At 70.0% G+C, this 18,180-nt stretch carries 12 protein-coding genes; 9 read left to right on the plus strand and 3 right to left on the minus strand.

The genetic code is table 11. The features are described from left to right. The first annotated feature begins 35 nt into the window (after positions 1–35). From HD596_RS28675 to HD596_RS28710, 7 genes are read left to right on the plus strand one after another with little or no spacing between them, the layout of a single operon-like run. Positions 36–1,832: a glycosyl hydrolase family 28 protein gene (locus HD596_RS28675; RefSeq protein ID WP_185072414.1), complete on the plus strand. Its 1,797-nt coding sequence runs from the start codon at positions 36–38 to the stop codon at positions 1,830–1,832. Beyond that, positions 1,829–2,998: a CBM35 domain-containing protein gene (locus HD596_RS62150; protein WP_246554917.1), complete on the plus strand. Its 1,170-nt coding sequence runs from the start codon at positions 1,829–1,831 to the stop codon at positions 2,996–2,998. Before HD596_RS28675 ends, HD596_RS62150 begins: the two co-directional genes overlap by 4 nt. Next, positions 2,995–4,872: a glycosyl hydrolase family 28 protein gene (locus HD596_RS28690; RefSeq protein ID WP_185072415.1), complete on the plus strand. Its 1,878-nt coding sequence runs from the start codon at positions 2,995–2,997 to the stop codon at positions 4,870–4,872. The genes HD596_RS62150 and HD596_RS28690 overlap by 4 nt, the downstream gene beginning before the upstream one ends. Further along, on the plus strand, positions 4,869–6,809 hold the full coding sequence (locus HD596_RS28695; protein WP_185072416.1) for a glycoside hydrolase family 28 protein: 1,941 nt from the start codon (positions 4,869–4,871) through the stop codon (positions 6,807–6,809). The genes HD596_RS28690 and HD596_RS28695 overlap by 4 nt, the downstream gene beginning before the upstream one ends. A gap of 10 nt (positions 6,810–6,819) precedes the next feature. Beyond that, positions 6,820–8,952, plus strand: coding sequence for a discoidin domain-containing protein (locus HD596_RS28700; protein ID WP_221519563.1), 2,133 nt, complete (start codon positions 6,820–6,822; stop codon positions 8,950–8,952). After that, a complete protein-coding gene (locus tag HD596_RS28705) occupies positions 8,949–10,649 on the plus strand; it encodes a CBM35 domain-containing protein (protein WP_185072417.1) in 1,701 nt (566 codons plus the stop codon). The genes HD596_RS28700 and HD596_RS28705 overlap by 4 nt, the downstream gene beginning before the upstream one ends. 14 nt (positions 10,650–10,663) lie before the next feature. Beyond that, complete coding sequence (locus HD596_RS28710) at positions 10,664–12,409, plus strand: CBM35 domain-containing protein (RefSeq protein ID WP_185072418.1); 1,746 nt, start codon at positions 10,664–10,666, stop codon at positions 12,407–12,409. Positions 12,410–12,609: 200 nt separating this feature from the next. Here the strand turns inward: HD596_RS28710 and HD596_RS28715 are convergent, their stop codons facing one another. From HD596_RS28715 to HD596_RS28725, 3 genes are read right to left on the minus strand one after another with little or no spacing between them, the layout of a single operon-like run. Continuing rightward, the gene (locus HD596_RS28715; RefSeq protein ID WP_185072419.1) at positions 12,610–14,223 is read right to left on the minus strand and encodes an AMP-binding protein; all 1,614 of its coding nucleotides are present in this window, start codon (positions 14,221–14,223) and stop codon (positions 12,610–12,612) included. A 37-nt stretch (positions 14,224–14,260) separates the two neighbouring features. Beyond that, a complete protein-coding gene (locus HD596_RS28720; protein WP_185072420.1) occupies positions 14,261–15,523 on the minus strand; it encodes an ABC transporter substrate-binding protein in 1,263 nt (420 codons plus the stop codon). Between the two features lie 41 nt (positions 15,524–15,564). Continuing rightward, complete coding sequence (locus HD596_RS28725) at positions 15,565–16,425, minus strand: AraC family transcriptional regulator (RefSeq protein WP_185072421.1); 861 nt, start codon at positions 16,423–16,425, stop codon at positions 15,565–15,567. Between the two features lie 95 nt (positions 16,426–16,520). Between HD596_RS28725 and HD596_RS28730 the strand changes: the two genes are divergently transcribed. Together HD596_RS28730 and HD596_RS28735 are read left to right on the plus strand one after the other, a co-directional pair. Next, on the plus strand, positions 16,521–17,294 hold the full coding sequence (locus HD596_RS28730) for a phytanoyl-CoA dioxygenase family protein (RefSeq protein WP_185072422.1): 774 nt from the start codon (positions 16,521–16,523) through the stop codon (positions 17,292–17,294). A 103-nt stretch (positions 17,295–17,397) separates the two neighbouring features. Next, positions 17,398–18,180, plus strand: coding sequence for a COG4280 domain-containing protein (locus HD596_RS28735; protein ID WP_185072423.1), 783 nt, complete (start codon positions 17,398–17,400; stop codon positions 18,178–18,180).

Below are 18,180 nucleotides of genomic sequence, written 5' to 3' on the forward strand. Positions count from 1 at the left end.
CGCGCGGTCGCCGGATCCACCCCCCGGAGCCTCCGATGCATCCCTCCAGAAGGGCCGTGCTCAAAGGAGCGCTGCTCGTCCCCGTGCAGGCGGGCGCCGTGCTGCCGCCGGCGCCCGCCACGGCCCAGGCGCTCGACTCCCCCTGGGACCAGGTGCCCGCGATCCTGGCCAGGATCGTGCCGCCGGCCTTCCCCGATCGCACGTTCCCGATCACCGATTACGGTGCCAAGCCGGACAACTCCACCGACTGCACGGCCGCCTTCCGCTCCGCCATCGCGGCCTGCAACGCGGCGGGCGGCGGCACGGTGCTCGTGCCCGGCACCGGCAAGTTCCGCACCGGCAAGATCCACCTGCTGTCCGGCGTGCGGCTGCACGTCGAGGCGGGCGGCACGATCCGGTTCAGATCGGACGCGGGCTCGTACCTGCCGGCGGTGTTCACCCGCTGGCAGGGGATCGAGTGCTTCAACTACTCGCCCTTCATCTACGCCAGGAACCAGACCGACATCGCCCTGACCGGCACCGGCACGATCGACGGGAACGCGGCGGCCGGGCCCTGGTTCGGCTTCGACGACCAGCGCGGCCCGGACTGGGACCGGTTGCAGCAGCAGGCCGTGGACGGCGTGCCGGTGGAGCAGCGGCAGTTCGGCGACGGCCACTTCCTCAAGCCGAACCTGATCCAGTTCTACGGCTGCCGGAACATCCTCGTCGAGGACCTGGACATCAGGAACCCCGCGATGTGGACCATCCACCCCGTCTTATCCCGAAATATCACGATCAGGCGGGTCAAAATCTATAGCCGGGGCGCGATGGTGGACGGCGTCGACCCCGAATCCTCGTCGGACGTGCTCATCGAGGGCTGCACGTTCGACACCGGCGACGACGGCACCGTCATCAAGTCGGGCCGCGACACCGACGGCCGCCGCGTGGGCGTGCCGTCCACCGACATCGTCATCCGCGACAACACCTACTACGGCCGCTGGGGCGCGATCACGGTCGGCAGCGAGATGTCCGGCGGCGTCCGCAACGTCTTCGCCGAGAACAACCGCATCCTCGCCGGCTCCAGCTACCACTCCTTCTACGCCCTCTACCTGAAGACCAACAACCGGCGCGGCGGGACGGTGGACGGCGTGCACGTCCGCAACCTGACGGGCGGCCCGTGCGACCGGGGCGGCTTCTACATCGACATGAACTACAGCCTGACCGGCCCCGGCAACGGCCCGATCGTCGACCCGGTCATCCAGAACATCACCGTGGACGGCCTGAACATCGCCGGCTCGCCGTTCGCGATCAAGCTGTCGGGCTCCACCGCCAGCCACATCCGGAACGTCACGATCGCCAACAGCACCTTCACGCAGATCGACACCCCCGCCCCCCAGCTGTCCAACGCCGACAACGTCGTGCTGCGCGACGTGCGCATCAACGGCGTCCTGTACGGGGGCTCGCCGCCGGGCAACCGGTACGAGGCCGAGAACGCGACGATCTCGCAGGGCGTGGTCGAGTCCAACCACGCCGGCTTCTCCGGCACCGGGTTCGTCAACTACGACAACGTGGCCGGCTCGTACGTCGAGTTCACCGTGAACGCGGCCGCGGCGGGGACGGCGACGCTCACCCTCCGCTACGCCAACGGCACCACGGCCAACCGGGCGATGGACATCGCGGTCAACGGCACGGTCGTGGCGGCGGCCAAGCCCTTCAACGGCACGGGGGCCTGGACCACCTGGCAGTCCACGACGGTCTCCGCCCAGCTGATCGCCGGCGCCAACACCGTCAGGGCGACCGCCACCACCGCGAACGGCGGCCCCAACCTCGACTACCTGGAGGTCCAGACATGAACGTGACCCGCCGCCAGCTTGGCGCCCTGGTGGGGGCCGCGTTCCTCGCCCCCGCCCTGCCCGCCAGGCCCGCCTCGGCCGCCGCCCCCGCCTGGAAGCTCATGTGGGCGCCGGACCCGGCCGCCGTCGGGCTGCGCGCGTTCGAGACGATCGAGGACGACCGCGCCGACTCGCACCCGGCCGGGCAGCCCCACATCTACGTCGAGGGCGACGCCTTCCGCTTCAACATGCACACCGCCGACCGCGACACCTCGACGGACCGGCAGCGCCAGGAGGTCACCGGCAACCGGAACCCGGACGGCTACCTGCGCTGGCTGGCGGGGGAGACGTGGCGGGTCACGTACTCGATGTACATCCCGAGCTCGCTCAAGGCCACCACGACCTTCACCCACATCAGCCAGACCAAGATGCCGGGCACCGGCACCAGCCCGATCACGGTCACGTCGCTGCGCCGCGTGAACGGCGTGCAGACCATCGAACACAAGATCTTCGAGTCCGACACCCTGGTGGGGCGCACCGAGCTCGAGCCGCTGCACGACAAGTGGATCGACACCGAGTACGAGATCAAGATCGGCGACGGCGGCTCGGGCTCGGTGCGGTGGGTGCTGCGCAGTGGCGGCGCCACGCTCGTGGACGCCACCAGGACCGGCGACACCTTCCTCGGCGACCGGGTCCGCCCCAAGTGGGGCATCTACCGCTCGCTCGGCGACACCTCCGGCTCGCTGCAGAACTGCTACCTGCTGCTGCGTGACATGCGCGCGTACAAGCAGGTGCAGGCCACCGCCACCCGGCTGGAGGCGGAGAACGCGACGATCTCGCAGGGCGTCGTCGAGTCGAACCACGCCGGGTTCTCCGGCGCCGGGTTCGTCAACACCGACAACGTGGCGGGCGCCTACGTGGAGTGGCGGCACACCGCCGCCGCGGCCGGTCCCGCCACGCTGACCGTCCGGTACGCCAACGGCACGGGCGCCGACCGCCCCGCGGACCTGGCCGTCAACGGCCGGGTCGTGGCCTCCGGCCTGTCCTTCCCCGCCACCGGCGCCTGGACCACCTGGGCGTCCCGGAGCGTGGTGGCCGACCTCGCCGCCGGGGCCAACACCGTCCGCCTCACCGCCGCCACTGCGGGCGGCTGCCCGAACCTCGACTACCTGGAGGTGGTCCAATGACGATCTCCCGGCGCGACCTGATCAAAGTGGGCGGCGCCCTCCTCGCCGGCACCGGTACGACCGGCGGCCCCACGTACGCCGAGTCCGTCGCCCCGGGTGCGGCGGGCTCGGCCGGCAAAGCCCCAGCCGCCACCGGGGCCGCCACCGGGGCCGCCACCGGGGCCGCCACCGGGGCCGCCACCGGGGCGGCGTCGCCGTGGGACCGGGTCCCCGAGATCCTCGCCAGGATCGTGCCGCCGGCCTTCCCCGACCGCGCGTTCCCGATCACCGACTACGGCGCCAAGCCGGACAACTCCACCGACTGCACGGCCGCGTTCCGCGACGCCATCGCCGCCTGCAACGCGGCGGGCGGCGGCCGCGTGGTGGTGCCGTCAGGGACGTTCCGCACCGGCAAGATCCACCTGCTGTCGAACGTCAACCTCCAGGTGAACGGCACCATCAGGTTCCGCACGGACCCCGGCTCCTACCTGCCGACGGTGCTCACCCGCTGGGAGGGCATCGAGTGCTACAACTACTCGCCCTTCATCTACGCCAACGGCCAGACCAATGTCGCCATCACGGGCACGGGCACGATCGACGGCAACGCGCCCGCCGGCGACTGGTCGTCGTGGGGGAGCGGCGGCGCGGACCGCGACCAGCTCCGCGAATGGGGCGCGAACGACCACCCGGTGGCGCAGCGCCAGTTCGGCAGCGGCCACAAGCTGCGGCCCAACATGATCGGCCTCTACAACTGCACGGCGGTGCTCGTCGAGGGCGTCAACCTGCGCAACCCGGCGATGTGGACCCTGCACCCGGTCTACTGCACCAACGTCACCGTCCGGAACGTCACCTTCTACTCCACCAACTCCCAGGGTGACGGCTGCGACCCCGACTCCTGCACCGACGTGCTGATCACCGGCTGCAAGTTCGACACCAACGACGACTGCGTCCCCATCAAGTCGGGCCGCGACCGCGACGGCCGCCGGGTGAACCGCCCCTCGCAGAACATCGTGATCCAGAACTGCAAGTTCAGCGGCCGGTGGGGCGGCGTGACCATCGGCAGCGAGATGTCCGGCGGGGTCCGCGACGTGTTCGCCGAGGACTGCGAGTGCAACGCGCCCGACTTCCCCGGCCGCTACCCGGTCAAGTACGCCCTCTACGTCAAGACCAGCTTCAACCGCGGCGGCTTCGTGGACGGCGTGCACCTGCGCCGCATCACCGGCCACGACCTGGAGCGCAGCGCCCTGTACGTCACGCTCAACTACGAGACCTCGGGCTCCCTGCCGCCGGTCGTGCAGAACTTCACCGCCGACGGCCTCACGATCGACGGCGCGGCGAAGGCGTACGACCTGGACGGCCGCCCGACCGACCACATCAAGAACGTCACGATCTCCAACAGCACGTTCACCGGGATCACGACGGCCACGCCGACCGCGTCGAACGTCGACAACCTCGTGCTGTCCCGGGTGAGCGTCAACGGCAAGGACATCTCCAACACCCAGCCGCCTGCCGGGACCCGGTACGAGGCCGAGGACGCCGTGATCTCCCAGGGCGCCGCCGAGTCGAACCACGCCGGGTACTCCGGCACCGGCTTCGTCAACACCGACAACGTGGCCGGCGCCTACGTCGAGTTCGCGGTGAGCGCGGCGGCGGCCGGCAGCAGGTCCCTCACGATCAGGTACGCCAACGGCACGAGCACCAACCGGCCGTTCGCGGTCACCGTCAACGGCACCGCCGCCGGATCCGCCCTGAACGCCCCCGGCACCGGCGCCTGGACCACCTGGGTGTCCACCTCCGTCACCGTGCCCCTCGTCCCCGGCGCCAACGCCGTCCGGCTCACCGCCACCACCGCCGGCGGCCTGCCCAATCTCGACTACGTGGAGCTCCAGCCATGAAACCGCTCGCCCGAGCCCTGCTGGTATGCGCCCTGGCCCTGCTCGGAGCCACACCCCTCCCCGCGCAGGCCCTCGCCGAGTTCAACGTGCGCGACTACGGCGCCACCGGCAACGGCTCGACCAACGACGACGACGCCATCGACCGCGCCATCAACGCCGCCAGCGCGGCCCCCGGCGGCACCGTCGTCTTCCCCTCCGGCCGCTACCGGGCCCGCACCATCCACCTGAAGTCCCACGTCACGCTCAGGCTCGACTCCGGCGCGACGCTGCTGGCCGCGAGCAGCGGCATGGACGCCGCAGAGTCCAACCCCAACGACGACTACCAGGACTACGGCCACAGCCACTTCCACAACTCGCTCATGTGGGGCAGCGGCATCACCGACTTCCACATCACCGGCACCGGCACGATCGACGGCGACGGCAACCTCATCACCGGCAACCCGTCCTCCGGCCAGGCCGACAAGGCGCTGACCCTCACCGAGTGCTCGAACGTCAGCCTCGAAGGCGTCACGTTCCGGCGCGGCGGCCACTTCGCCGCCCTGATCAACGGCTGCCACGACGTCACGATCGACAACCTCAAGACGATCAACTCCAGCAGCGGCGTGCGCGACGGCATCAACCTGATCAACAGCTGGAACGTCACCGTCACCAACAGCCGCATCGAGGCCAGCGACGACGCCCTGGTGTTCAAGAGCGACTACGCGCTCGGCCACACCTACACCAGCCAGAACGTCCGCGTGCGCGACACGACCGTCTACTCGCACGAGAACAACGCGCTGCAGTTCGGGTCGGAGACCTGCGGGAGCTTCCGCGACTTCCGGTTCGAGAACATCACCGTGCTGGGCGCGGGCAAGGCCGGCATCGGCATCGTGTCCATGGACGGGGCGATCATCGAGGACGTCCACTACGACAACGTGACGCTCACCAAGACCACGTCGCCGTTCTTCTTCAAGATCGGTGAGCGCAAGCGCTGCCCCGGCTCGCCCCCCGCCGGACGGATCCGGAATATCACGATCTCCAACGTGACCGGGACCAACCTGACCGCGCCCGTGGTCACCGGCACGGTGGGCGCCTCCGACTACACCAGCACGCTGACCGGCACGCCGTCCGTGGACCTCGGCCCCGGCATCACGTTCCAGAACGTCGACCTCACCGTCCCCGGCGGCCACCCCGCCTCGGAGGCCACCCGGGTGCCCGGCGAGTTCCTCACCACCTACCCGCCGCGCGACTACGGCGCGCGCCCCTCGTACGGCTACTGGATCAGGCACGCCACCGGCGTCACGCTCAACGGCGAGACCCGGTTCGAGGACAACGACAACCGGCCCTACGTGATCGCCGACGACGCCTCCGACGTGCGGCTGAACGGCGTCGTCGCGCAGCGCGGCAGCGGGAGCCCCTACGACGTCGGGTTCAGCGGCGTCAGCGGCTACGCCGTGCGCGACAGCGCCGACTCCTCCGGCGGCGCGCTGCGCGTGCGCGCCACCAACTCCACGCCCGTCCCCGGCACCCCCGACAGCCTGTACGCCGAGGCGGAGGCGGGCACGGTCACCGCCCCCATGCAGACGGCCGCCGACCAGGCCGCGTCCGGAGGCTCGTACGTGACCGTCGCCGCCGGCAACAACAGCAAGTCCAGCGCGCCCTCCACCGGCTGGACGACGATCCCGTTCACGGTCGAGCACGACGGCACGTTCGCCGTCTGGGCCCGCGTGATCGCCGCCAACGACGGCGACGACTCGTTCTGGGTGCGCTCGGGCACCGGCTCGTGGACGAACTGGAACAACATCCCGATCGGCACCTCCTGGCACTGGGCCAAGCTGCCCGTCACGTACGACCTGGCGGCCGGAGCGCGCACGATCACCTTCGCCTACCGCGAGGACGGCGCCCGCCTCGACCGGGTGGCCATCAGCAGTGACCCCGCGTTCGACCCCGGATCCTAGGAGACGCACCATGAGACGCACGGCGATGCTCGCCGTCCTGGCGCTCGTGCTCGGCCTGCTCACCGCCGCCCCGGCGCGGGCCGACCTGCAACACCCGCGCCAGGCTTTCCTGCGCAACTCGATCGCCGGCCTCTTCCTGCACTGGGGCGAGCGGACCTCGCCGCAGCACACCAGCTGCAGCGCGTGGGAGGCCGACGTCACCAACGGCGGCTGGAGCGCCTCCTACTGGGTGAACGAGGCCAAGAAGCTGCACGCCCAGTACATCGTGCTGGCCACCTTCCACAGCCGGCTCGGCTACGCCCGGCCGTACCCGTCGGCGATCCCGGGCTCCTGCCGCACCACGCGCGACTTCCTCGGCGAGCTGATCGACGCCGCCGACGCGCAGGGCCTGAAGGTCATCCACTACATGACCGACGACCCGCAGTGGCACAACGAGGGACTGTCGTCGGGGTCGTGGCTCAACTCCTCGGCCTTCTCCAGCTACGTCGGCCACGACGTGGACCTGACCACCCGTGACGGGTTCGGCGAGTTCAGCTACCTGCAGTTCTTCGAGCAGATGCAGCGCTATCCCAAGCTCGCCGGGTTCTGGATCGACAACGACAACGCCTACTGGGAGCGCAACGACCTCTACGCCAAGATCTACCAGCAGCGCCCCGACATGACGATCTCGAACAACAACGAAGACACGCCGATCATGGACATGATCAGCAACGAGCAGAAGACCGGCATGACGCCGTCGTACGACTACCCGCAGGCGGTCTACACGGCGCTGCCCCGGCTGATCGAGGCCGACTTCAAGCTGCCCACCGGCGGCCCCTGGTGGTACGGCGGCTCCGACCAGGCCGTGGACCGCAAGCTCACGCTCGGCCGGCTCATCACGAACGCGGGCTCGTCGGTCAAGGCGCTGATGGCCGAGACGCCCATGGTCAACGGCAAGTTCCCCGCCCAGCAGGTCAGCTTCAACAACTTCGCGAACACGTACCTGGGGGAGATCTGGGAGTCGCTCGGCGGGACGGAAGGCGGCGGCTACATGTTCGGCGGGCTCAAGCCGGGCTTCTGGAACAACGGCGCGCACGGCGTGACCACCGTCGCCAAGGACGACCCGAACCGGCACTACATCCACGTGATCACGCCGCCGTCCGGCAGCACGCTGTCGCTGCGCGACAACGGCTACCGGGTCAGCTCGGTGACGAACCTGCGCACGGGCGCGCCGGTCGCGTTCACGCAGTCGGGCGGCACGCTGACGCTCAGCGGGATCTCCGGCTGGGACCAGTACGACACCGTCTTCAAGGTCCTCACCAGCGGCCGCCAGGGCATCTACACCGGCGTCACGCTGTCGGCGAGCTCGTCCACCAGCGGCCACGGCGCGGCGGCGGCGGGCGACGGGAACTACCTGACCTACTGGGACAGCGACGCCGCCGAGCCCGCGCGGCTCACCTTCGACCTGGGGTCCGCCAAGCCCATCCGGTACCTGGCGGTCAACCAGCGGGAGGACTCCACCGTCTACCCGTCGTCCGGGTCGGCGCGGATCTCCGACTACCAGGTACACGTCAGCAACGACGGCTCGACCTGGGGGAGCGCGGTCAAGACCGGGACCGTGCCGAACGCTCGCGGTGTCCAGTTCATCGACCTGAACGCGGTCACCGCCCGCTACGTCCGGCTCTCCAAGACCGGGCACCACGGCGTCGCCCGCTGGCGGGTGGACGAGGCGTGGGTCGGCGGCCAGTACGCGGGCGGCGGCGGCTCCACCGGCACCCGCTACGAGGCCGAGAACGCCACGATCTCGCAGGGCGCCGTCGAGTCCAACCACGCCGGCTACTCCGGCACCGGCTTCGTCAACGGCGACAACGTCACCGGCTCCTACACCGAGTGGACGATCAACGCGCCCGCGGCCGGAACCGCCACGATCGCGCTGCGCTACGCCAACGGCACGACGACCGCCCGCCCGGCGGCCGTCACCGTGAACGGCGGCGCCGCCCAGAACCGCGACTACCCCGGCACCGGCGCCTGGACGACCTGGGTGAGCGACACGTTCACCGTCCCGCTCAACGCCGGGGCCAACACGCTGCGGGTCACCGCGACGACCGACGGCGGCAACCCGAACCTCGACTACGTCGACGTCACGACGGGAGGCACCTCATGAGAGCGGTGTTCGCGGCGCTCGCGCTGACCGCCACCTGCCTGACCGTGCCCGCGGCGCCGGCCGCCGCCTCGGACAACGGGCTGTCCATCAGGCCCGCGATGGGCTGGAGCAGCTGGAGCTTCGTCCGCCGCTGGCCCGACGAGACCAAGATGAAGGCGCAGGCGGACGCGCTGGTCAGCAGCGGCCTGGCCGACAAGGGCTACGTCTACGTCAACCTCGACGACTTCTACCAGAAGTGCGACTCCAACGGCTTCGTCGTCGACAATTACGGCCGCTGGGCGGTGGACAGCGCCAAGTTCCCGTCCGGGATCAAGGCGCTGGCCGACTACGTGCACGCCAAGGGGCTGAAGTTCGGCTTCTACGTCACCCCGGGCATCGCGAAGAACGCCGTCACCGCCAACAAGCCGATCGAGGGCACGTCGTACCACGCGAAGGACATCGCGGACACCTCGCAGACGCACAAGAACTACAACTGCAAGAACATGTACCGGCTCAACTACTCCCACCCGGGCGCGCAGGCGTTCATCAACTCGTGGGCCGACCAGATGGCCTCGTGGGGCGTGGACTACCTCAAGATCGACGGCGTGGACGCCTCCACGGTCGCGGACGTGGAGGCGTGGGACAAGGCGCTGCGCCAGACCGGCCGGCCGATCAACTTCGCGCTCTCCAACAACCTGCCGATCGCCCAGGCCACCACCTGGAAGCGGCTGGCCAACAGCTGGCGCACCCAGGGCGACGTCGAGTGCTACTGCGGCTCCGGCCCGAACGGCAGCGGCTACCCGCTCACCGACTGGTCGCACGTCGTCAGCCGGTTCAACTCGGCCGCCTCCTGGCAGCAGTACGCCGGTCCGGGCGGCTGGAACGACTACGACTCGCTGCAGATCGGCAACGGCGACCAGGTCGGGCTCACCGCCGACCAGCGCCGCTCGCACATGACGCACTGGGCGATGGCCGCGAGCCCGCTGCTGCTCGGCACCGACCTGACCGCGCTCACCTCCGTCGACCTGGCGATGCTGAAGAACGATCGGCTCATCGCGGTCAACCAGGACGGCGTGGCCGCCCAGCGCGTCGTCAACAGCGGCGTCAACCAGGTGTGGCGCAAGCGGGAGGCCAACGGCGACTACGTCATCGCGCTCTACAACACCGGCACGTCGGGCAACTCCACGGTGAGCGTCACCTGGGCGCAGGCCGGCTTCACCGGCCCGGCCGCCGTCACGAACCTGTGGTCGGGCGCCTCCGAGGGCACCATCGCCTCCTCCTACAGCGCCACCCTGCGCCCGGGGGAGACCCGCCTCATCCGCGCCCGGCCGGCCGGCGCCGCGACCCGTTACGAGGCCGAGAACGCGACGATCTCGCAGGGCGCCGCCGAGTCGAACCACTCCGGCTTCTCCGGCACCGGGTTCGTCAACGCCGACAACGTGACCGGCTCGTACGTGGAGTTCACCGTGAACGCCGCCGAGGCCGGCTCGCGCACCGTCACCATCCGGTACGCCAACGGCACCTCGGTGAACCGGCCGATGACCGTCGCGGTCAACGGCGCCGCCGTCCAGACCCGCGACTTCCCCGGCACGGGCGACTGGGACACCTGGGCGGACGCCACGCTCACGGTGTCACTGAACGCCGGGGCCAACACCGTCCGCCTGACGGGCACCACCGCCAACGGCGGACCCAACGTCGACTACCTCGACGTCTCCTGATCGGAGGTACGCCTGTGCACCCCCCACGCTTACGCCGCCTCGTCATCCTGGCCGTCTCCTGCCTGGCCGTCACCGGCCTGGTCGCGTTACCCGCCCGGGCCGCGACCGTGCGGTACGAGGCCGAGAACGCCACCAACGTCCAGGGCGTCGTCGAGTCCAACCACGCCGGGTTCTCCGGCACCGGCTTCGTCAACAGCGACAACGCCGCGGGCCCGTACACCGAGTGGACGGTGAACGCGCCCGCGGCCGGCACCGCCACCCTCGCCATCCGCTACGCCAACGGCACCACCACGACCCGCACCACCGACGTCTCGGTCAACGGCACGGTCGTCTCGGCCGGGCGCACGTTCGGCCCCACCGGGGCCTGGACCACGTGGGCCACCTCCACCCTGACCGCCACGCTCGCCGCGGGCGACAACAAGATCCGCATCACCTCGACGGCCTCGGGCGGCAACCCCAACCTCGACTACCTCGAGGTCACCATGGCCGACGCGCCCGCGACCGAGTACCAGGCGGAGGCCGCCACGCTGTCGGAGGCGACGGTGGCGACCAACCACACCGGCTACACCGGCTCCGGCTTCGTCGACTACGTCAACGCCGTGGGCGGCTACATCGAGTGGTCCGTCAACGTGGCCGAGGCCGGCACGCACACCCTCACGCTGAGGTACGCCAACGGCACGACCGTCAACCGGCCGATGAGCGTCGCGGTGAACGGTGCCGTCGTCCAGACCCGCGACTTCCCCGGCACCGGCAGCTGGGACACCTGGGCGGACGCCGCGTTGACGGTGTCGCTGAACGCCGGGGTCAACACCGTCCGCGCCACCGGCACCACCGCCAACGGCGGCCCCAACGTGGACCGGCTCTCGGTCAGCGGCTCCGGCGGGCCCGACGGGCAGGCGCCGACCGTGCCCGCGAACGTCCGCGTCACCGGCACCTCGGCCTCCAGCATCACGCTGGCCTGGACGGACTCCAGCGACAACGTGGCCGTCACCGGCTACCGCGTCTACGAGGGGACGACCGTGGTCACGACCACGCCGACGGCCGGCGCCACGATCGGCGGGCTCACCGCCGGGTCCACGCACACGTACACGGTCACCGCGATCGACGCGGCGGGCAACGAGTCCGGGCACAGCGCCGCGGCCACCGGCACGACCGGCAGCGGTGGCACCGGGCCCACGGCCGACCAGCTCCTCGCGAAGGTGACCGCGTGCAACCAGATCTCCAACGGCAAGTACAAGACGGACTCCGACGTGAGCTCGGCGACGGTCGCGGTGTGCGAGAAGACCGGGGCGGTGTTCTGGAAGGGCGACATGGACATCGACTGCGACGGGGTGCGCACGTCGCAGTGCAACGAGAACACCGACTGCTGCTTCCAGCCCGACACGGCCTGCCACACCAGCGGGGACTCGCCGCTCAACGCGGCGCAGCTCGCGTACATGGTGGTGCCGAGCTCCAGCTCCATCTGGGACTACCGGACGAAGGGCATCGGCTGCGGCACCGTGGTGGCGATCGTCTACAACGGGCAGGTGGAGTACGCCGTGATGGGTGACACGGGGCCGAGCGGGATCATCGGCGAGGCGTCCTACCGGACGGCGGCCGACCTCGGCATCAACCCCGACCCGAGCAACGGCGGCACGGACAGCGGCGTCACGTACATCGTCTTCACCGGCTCCGGCACCAAAGTCCAGACCATCGAAAACCACACCCAGGCGGTCAATCTGGGCCGCACGCTGGCTCAACGCTTCCTCGACCAGAACTGACGCGCGGCACCATCCTGCGGCGCCGCGCTCCTGCGGCGCCGCCCACCCCCATCCTTTACGGCTGCGCACGGTGGGCCGCACGCGCCGACGTCAGTGACCGTCCGTCATGGCCGGTCGTGAAGGCTCACGGGTCGCTCGCCGTGACGACGCGCATCCTGGGCCGGTTCCGTGGTTCTCCCGACCACGGAACCGGTCCGTCTTCATGAGCGGCCGAGGATCCCGGCGGCCTGCTCGCGCATCTCCACCTTGCGGATCTTGCCGGTGACCGTCATGGGGAACGCGTCCACCACGTGCACGTACCGGGGAATCTTGTAGTGGGCCAGGCGGCCCGCGCAGAACTCCCTGACGCGCTCGGCCGTCAGCGGCTCGGCGCCCGGCCGCATGACGATCCAGGCCATCAGCTCCTCCCCGTACTTCTCGTCGGGCACGCCGATCACCTGCACGTCGGCGACGTCCGGGTGGCCGTAGAGGAACTCCTCGATCTCGCGCGGGTAGATGTTCTCGCCGCCGCGGATGACCATGTCCTTGATGCGGCCCACGATGGTGACGTAGCCGTCGGCGTCCATGGTGGCAAGGTCGCCGGTGTGCATCCAGCGGGCGGCGTCGATGGCCTCGGCCGTGGCGTCGGGCTGGGCCCAGTAGCCGAGCATGACCGAGTAGCCGCGGGTGCACAGCTCGCCGGGCACGCCGCGGGGGAGCGCCAGGCGGGTCTCCGGGTCGACGACCTTGACCTCGATGTGCGGCATGACGCGGCCGACGGTCTCGGTGCGGCGGGCCAGGCCGTCGTCCCGGCGGGTCATCGTGGACACGGGTGAGGTCTCGGTCATGCCGTAGCAGATGGCGACCTCGGTCATGTTCATCTCGCTGACGACGCGTTTCATGACCTCGATCGGGCACGGGGAGCCGGCCATGATGCCCGTTCTGAGGGTCGAAAGATTGAAATTTCCGGACCCGAGCAGGGCCAGTTCGGCGATGAACATCGTCGGCACCCCGTACAGGGACGTGCACCCCTCGGCCTGCACGGCGCGCAGCGTCGCCTCCGGGTCGAAGCCCGGCGCGGGCAGCACGACGCACGAGCCGTGCGAGGTCGCGCCGAGGTTCCCCATGACCATCCCGAAGCAGTGGTAGAGCGGCACCGGCAGGCACACCCGGTCGGCCTCGGTGTAGCCGAGCAGTTCGCCGACGAAGAAGCCGTTGTTGAGGATGTTGTGGTGGGACAGCGTGGCGCCCTTGGGGAAGCCGGTCGTGCCCGAGGTGTACTGGATGTTGATCGGGTCGTCGAACGTCAGCCGCGCCGCCCGCTCCGCCAGCAGGGCCGGGTCGGCGCGCCGGCCGCTGTCGACCAGCTCGTCCCAGCCGGGCTCGCCGATGAACACCGCGTCCGCGAACCCGATCTCGCCGATCATCGCCCGGTAGTCGCTGCTCTTGTGCGCGACCGCGCTGACGAGCAGCCGCATGCCCGACTGCCGCACGACGTAGGCCAGCTCGTGAGCCCGGTACGCGGGATTGACGTTCACCAGGATCGCGCCGATCTTGGCGGTGGCGTACTGGACGAGCACCCATTCGGCGCAGTTGGGCGCCCAGATGCCGACCCGGTCGCCCTTGGCGATGCCGCGGGCCAGCAGGCCGAGCGCCACCTCGTTCACGGCGGCGTCGAGCTGCGCGTAGGTCCAGCGGCGCCCGGCCGCCACGTCCACCAGCGCCTCGCGCTCGCCGAACCGCGCCACGGTGCGCTCGAAGTTCTGCCCGATCGTCTCGCCCAGCAGGGGGACCTCGGTCACGCCCGAGGCGTAGGAGAGCAATGCGTCAGCCATGAACGGACGATTCCCCCTGTACCGGGCCGGCACGCGCTCAGTTGCCCTGCGGGTGGGTGCTCCAGTACTCGTCGGCGGCGGCCTGGATGTCCGTCAGGACCTTCTGGTAGGTGTCCGGCTTGACGACGAAGGCGCCGAAGCCGTCCAGCGCGGCGGTGAGCACCGGGGGCGGGGTGGCCTCGAAGTAGCGGTTCACCAGGCGGTACTCGCCGCTGCCCGCCGCCTTGCTGACCTCGGCGATGGCCTGGTCGGCGATGGCGACCTTGGGGTTGGCCGACACGTCGCCCCTGGCCGTGGCCCACTTCTCCTGCGCGGACGAGCTCACCCACCACTTGAGGTACTTCGTGCTCGCGTCGGGGTCGGGCGCCTTGGCCAGCGAGCAGAGCGGGCCGCTCTCGAAGATCATCGAGGTCTTGGGCAGCGCGGGGTTGACGTTCGGGATGACGAAGAAGCCGTAGTCGGTGCCCGCCTTCATGTCGCGCTGCGTCATGCTCGTGTTGAACCACGTGCCGAACGACACCATCGCGGCCTTGCCGGTCTTGAGCACGTCGCCCGGGTCGGTCTTGTCGCCGGGGTTGTTGAAGTAGCCGGCGTCGATCATCGACTTCCACCGCTTCATCACGTCGACCACGCCGGGGTCGGTGTACTTCGCCTGGCCTGCCGAGAGGCGGTCGTAGAGGTCGGGGTCGGTGCCGGCCAGGAGCTGCTCGAACCAGACGAAGGAGAACAGCACCGACGTGTGGTAGAAGGCGGTCACGCCGTTCTTCTTCAGGGTGTCGGCGACCTTGACCAGCTCGTCCCACGTCGCCGGCGGCTTGAGCTGGTACTTGTCGAAGACGCTCTTGTTGTAGAACATGCCCCAGTACGCCGCGTTCAGCGGCACGCAGTACTGCTTGCCGCTCACCGTGTAGTACTTGGCCAGGTCGGCGGACAAGTCGCCGTTCTTGATCGCCTCCTGCCAGATGGCGGTCGTGTCGGAGACCTGCTTCTGCGCGACGATCTCCGCCAGCCGCCCGCCCGTCGTCCAGGTGAACAGGTCGGGCTTCACGTTCGTGCGGAACGACGCCTTGATGAACGCCTGGTACGTCGGCTCGTCGGTGTAGCCGACCGGCTTCATGGACAGGCCGATCTGCTGCTTGGACAGGCTGCCCATCTCGTCGAAGTATTTGCTCCAGGCGCCCTTGTCGTTGTAGAGCTTCAGCTCCGTCTTGCCGGCGGCCTGCTGGGGCGCGGATCCGCCGGAGGAGCAGGCGGTGAGAGCGAGGCAGATGACGGAGGCGACACCAAGTGACCGGATCATGCCCGGCCTCCTCTTCGATCTTGGGGGGATAAGTCATCTAATCACTTGATATCTGGGCTGTCCATAGGGACGACGGCTCGCCGCGTAACCTCCCGGTAACATCGCGGGGCCATGCCGTACCGCTCCTGGAAGAGCCGGCCGAAATACGACTGGCCGGAGAAGCCGCAGCGCTGGGCGATCCGGCCGATGCCCTCCGTCGTCGTCGTGAGCAGCAGGGCGGCGTGCTCCAGCCGGCGCCCGACCACGAACCCGATCGGCGTGCATCCGTAGTGCGTGCGCATCGAGCGGGCCAGATGCCCGGGGCTGACGGCGGCGAGGGCCTGCAGCCGGGGCAGGCCCTCGCGCAGGTTCTCCTCGCGCCGCATCGCGACGCAGGCCGACACCAGCCAGCCGGGCCGCCGGTCCACGGCCGTCCCGTCGGCGCCCTCCAGCAGCGGGACGACCGCCGTCAGCAGCCCGACCAGGTCGAGCACGCGGGGCGCGCCGGAGTAGGCGGCCAGCAGGCGGGCGAACTCCGCCGCCACCGGCCCGTCCAGGTCGGCGCGGGCCGACGGCGGGAGCTCCCGGCGGTCCCAGTCCGCCGGGCCGGCCAGCCCCGCCAGGTCGGCGAAGGCCCGCCAGCGCTCGCTCGGGAAGGCGATGTTGACGAAGCGCATGCCGTCGATCGAGGCGAACTCGTGCCGGTCGTGCGGCCGTACCAGCACCAGGTCGCCGGCGCGCAGCGGCTGCTCCGCCTCGCCGACCCGCTGCACGCCCGCCCCCGCGGTCACGAGGACCAGCTCGTGGAAGTCGGCGTGGGAGTGCGGCTCGGGCCGGTCCCTGCGGCCGCCCTTCACCGGCACCAGGGCCGCGTGGTACGGCAGGCCGGCCGCGAACTCGACCCAGCGCAGGACGGTCGGCATGTCAGGAAATTAATACTTGTGGAGCGGTGATTACTAGTAACCCGTCCCGCGAAGACCGAAGAATCCGAGTGACCCCCCATCCTCACAAGGAGCGCATGGTGACAGTCGACCGGATCCTTCAGGACTACGACCGCGACGGCTACACGATCTTCCGTGACGTCCTCGACCGCGACCTGATCGCCGAGGCGAGCGAGCACGTCGCCTGGCTCCAGGCCAGGCACCCCGAGCTGCACGGCGAGGACCTGGGCACCGAGCTGGTCGCCCGCGACCCCTTCTGGGTGCGGCTGGTCAGCGACGACCGGCTGCTGGACATCGCCGAGCTCTTCGTCGGCTCCGACATCGCGCTGTTCGCCTCGCACTACATCAGCAAGCCGCCCTTCTCCGGCAAGCCGGTCCTGTGGCACCAGGACGGCGCGTACTGGCCGCTGGAGCCGATGCGCGTCGTCACGCTCTGGCTGGCGGTGGACGAGGCCACGACGGAGAACGGCTGCCTGCGCGTGATCCCCGGCTCGCACCGGCAGGACCTGCACGAGCTGCGGCAGCGCGACGACATCGACAACGTGCTCGGCTCGGAGAGCGCGGTGACGGTGGACGAGTCGCAGGCCGTGGACCTCGTCCTGGCGCCCGGCGACGTGGAGGTCCACCACCCCAACATCCTGCACGCCTCCAACGCCAACACCTCGCCGCGCCGCCGCTGCGGCCTGACCATCCGCTACATCCCGACCTCGACCCGGATCACCAGCGAGGAGCAGCCGTTCGTCTCGGCCCTGCTGTTCCGCGGGGACCCGGGCGTGAACGTCTACCAGCCGTTCCCGGCGTACGTGGAGGGCGAGCACATGCCCTTCGCCGGAGCCGAGAAGTTCGCCTGACCTCCGCCACCCCCGGGCCCGGTGCCGGCGTAGACATATCCAATGACATGTGTGCAAACTAACGGCTGTTACATTCTTTGTGCAACGGAAGGATGTGGGGCCGATGACTGCGGCTGCATGGGGCCTGGGTGCGGCGGTGCTGCTGGCCTCGATCGTGGAGATGGTCGAAGCGCTCACGATCGTCATGGCGATGGGCATGACGCGGAGCTGGCGATCGACCCTCATGGGGGTGGCGGCGGCCCTGGTGGCGCTGGCCGCCTTCACCGCCGCCGCCGGCTACGCCCTGGCGACCTGGCTGCCGGAGGCGGCGCTGCAGCTCGCGATCGGCGCCCTGCTGCTGATCTTCGGCCTGCAGTGGCTGCGCAAGGCGATCCTGAGATCGTCGGGGCGCAAGGCCATGCACGACGAGGACCAGATCTTCGCCAAGGAGGTGGCCGCCGCGAGGAGCGCGGGCGAGGTCAGCGCCAAGGGGCTCGACTGGTTCTCATTCATGATCAGCTTCAAGGGCGTCTTCCTCGAAGGCGTCGAGGTCGTCTTCATCGTGATCACCTTCGGCCTGAGCGCCGGCAACATGCCGGTGGCGATCGCGGCGGCCGTCGTCGGGGTGCTCCTCGTGCTCGTCGTGGGCATCGCCGTCAGGGGGCCGCTGTCGAAGGTGCCGGAGAACACCCTCAAGTACGGCGTCGGCCTGCTGCTGGCCGGCTTCGGCACGTACTGGTCGGTCGAGGGGCTCGGCATCTTCACCGGCAGCCGGGAGAGCCTGGAGTGGCCCGGCGCCGACCTGGCGATCCTCGTGCTCATCGCCGCCTGGTACGGGCTGTCGCGCCTGATGGTGCGCGCGCTCAGGCGTCCGTCCGTCGTCGTGCCGACTGCTTCCGGGAGCTAG

Origin of the sequence: Nonomuraea jabiensis, from assembly GCF_014204795.1 — a bacterium.
Classification (GTDB): domain Bacteria; phylum Actinomycetota; class Actinomycetes; order Streptosporangiales; family Streptosporangiaceae; genus Nonomuraea; species Nonomuraea jabiensis.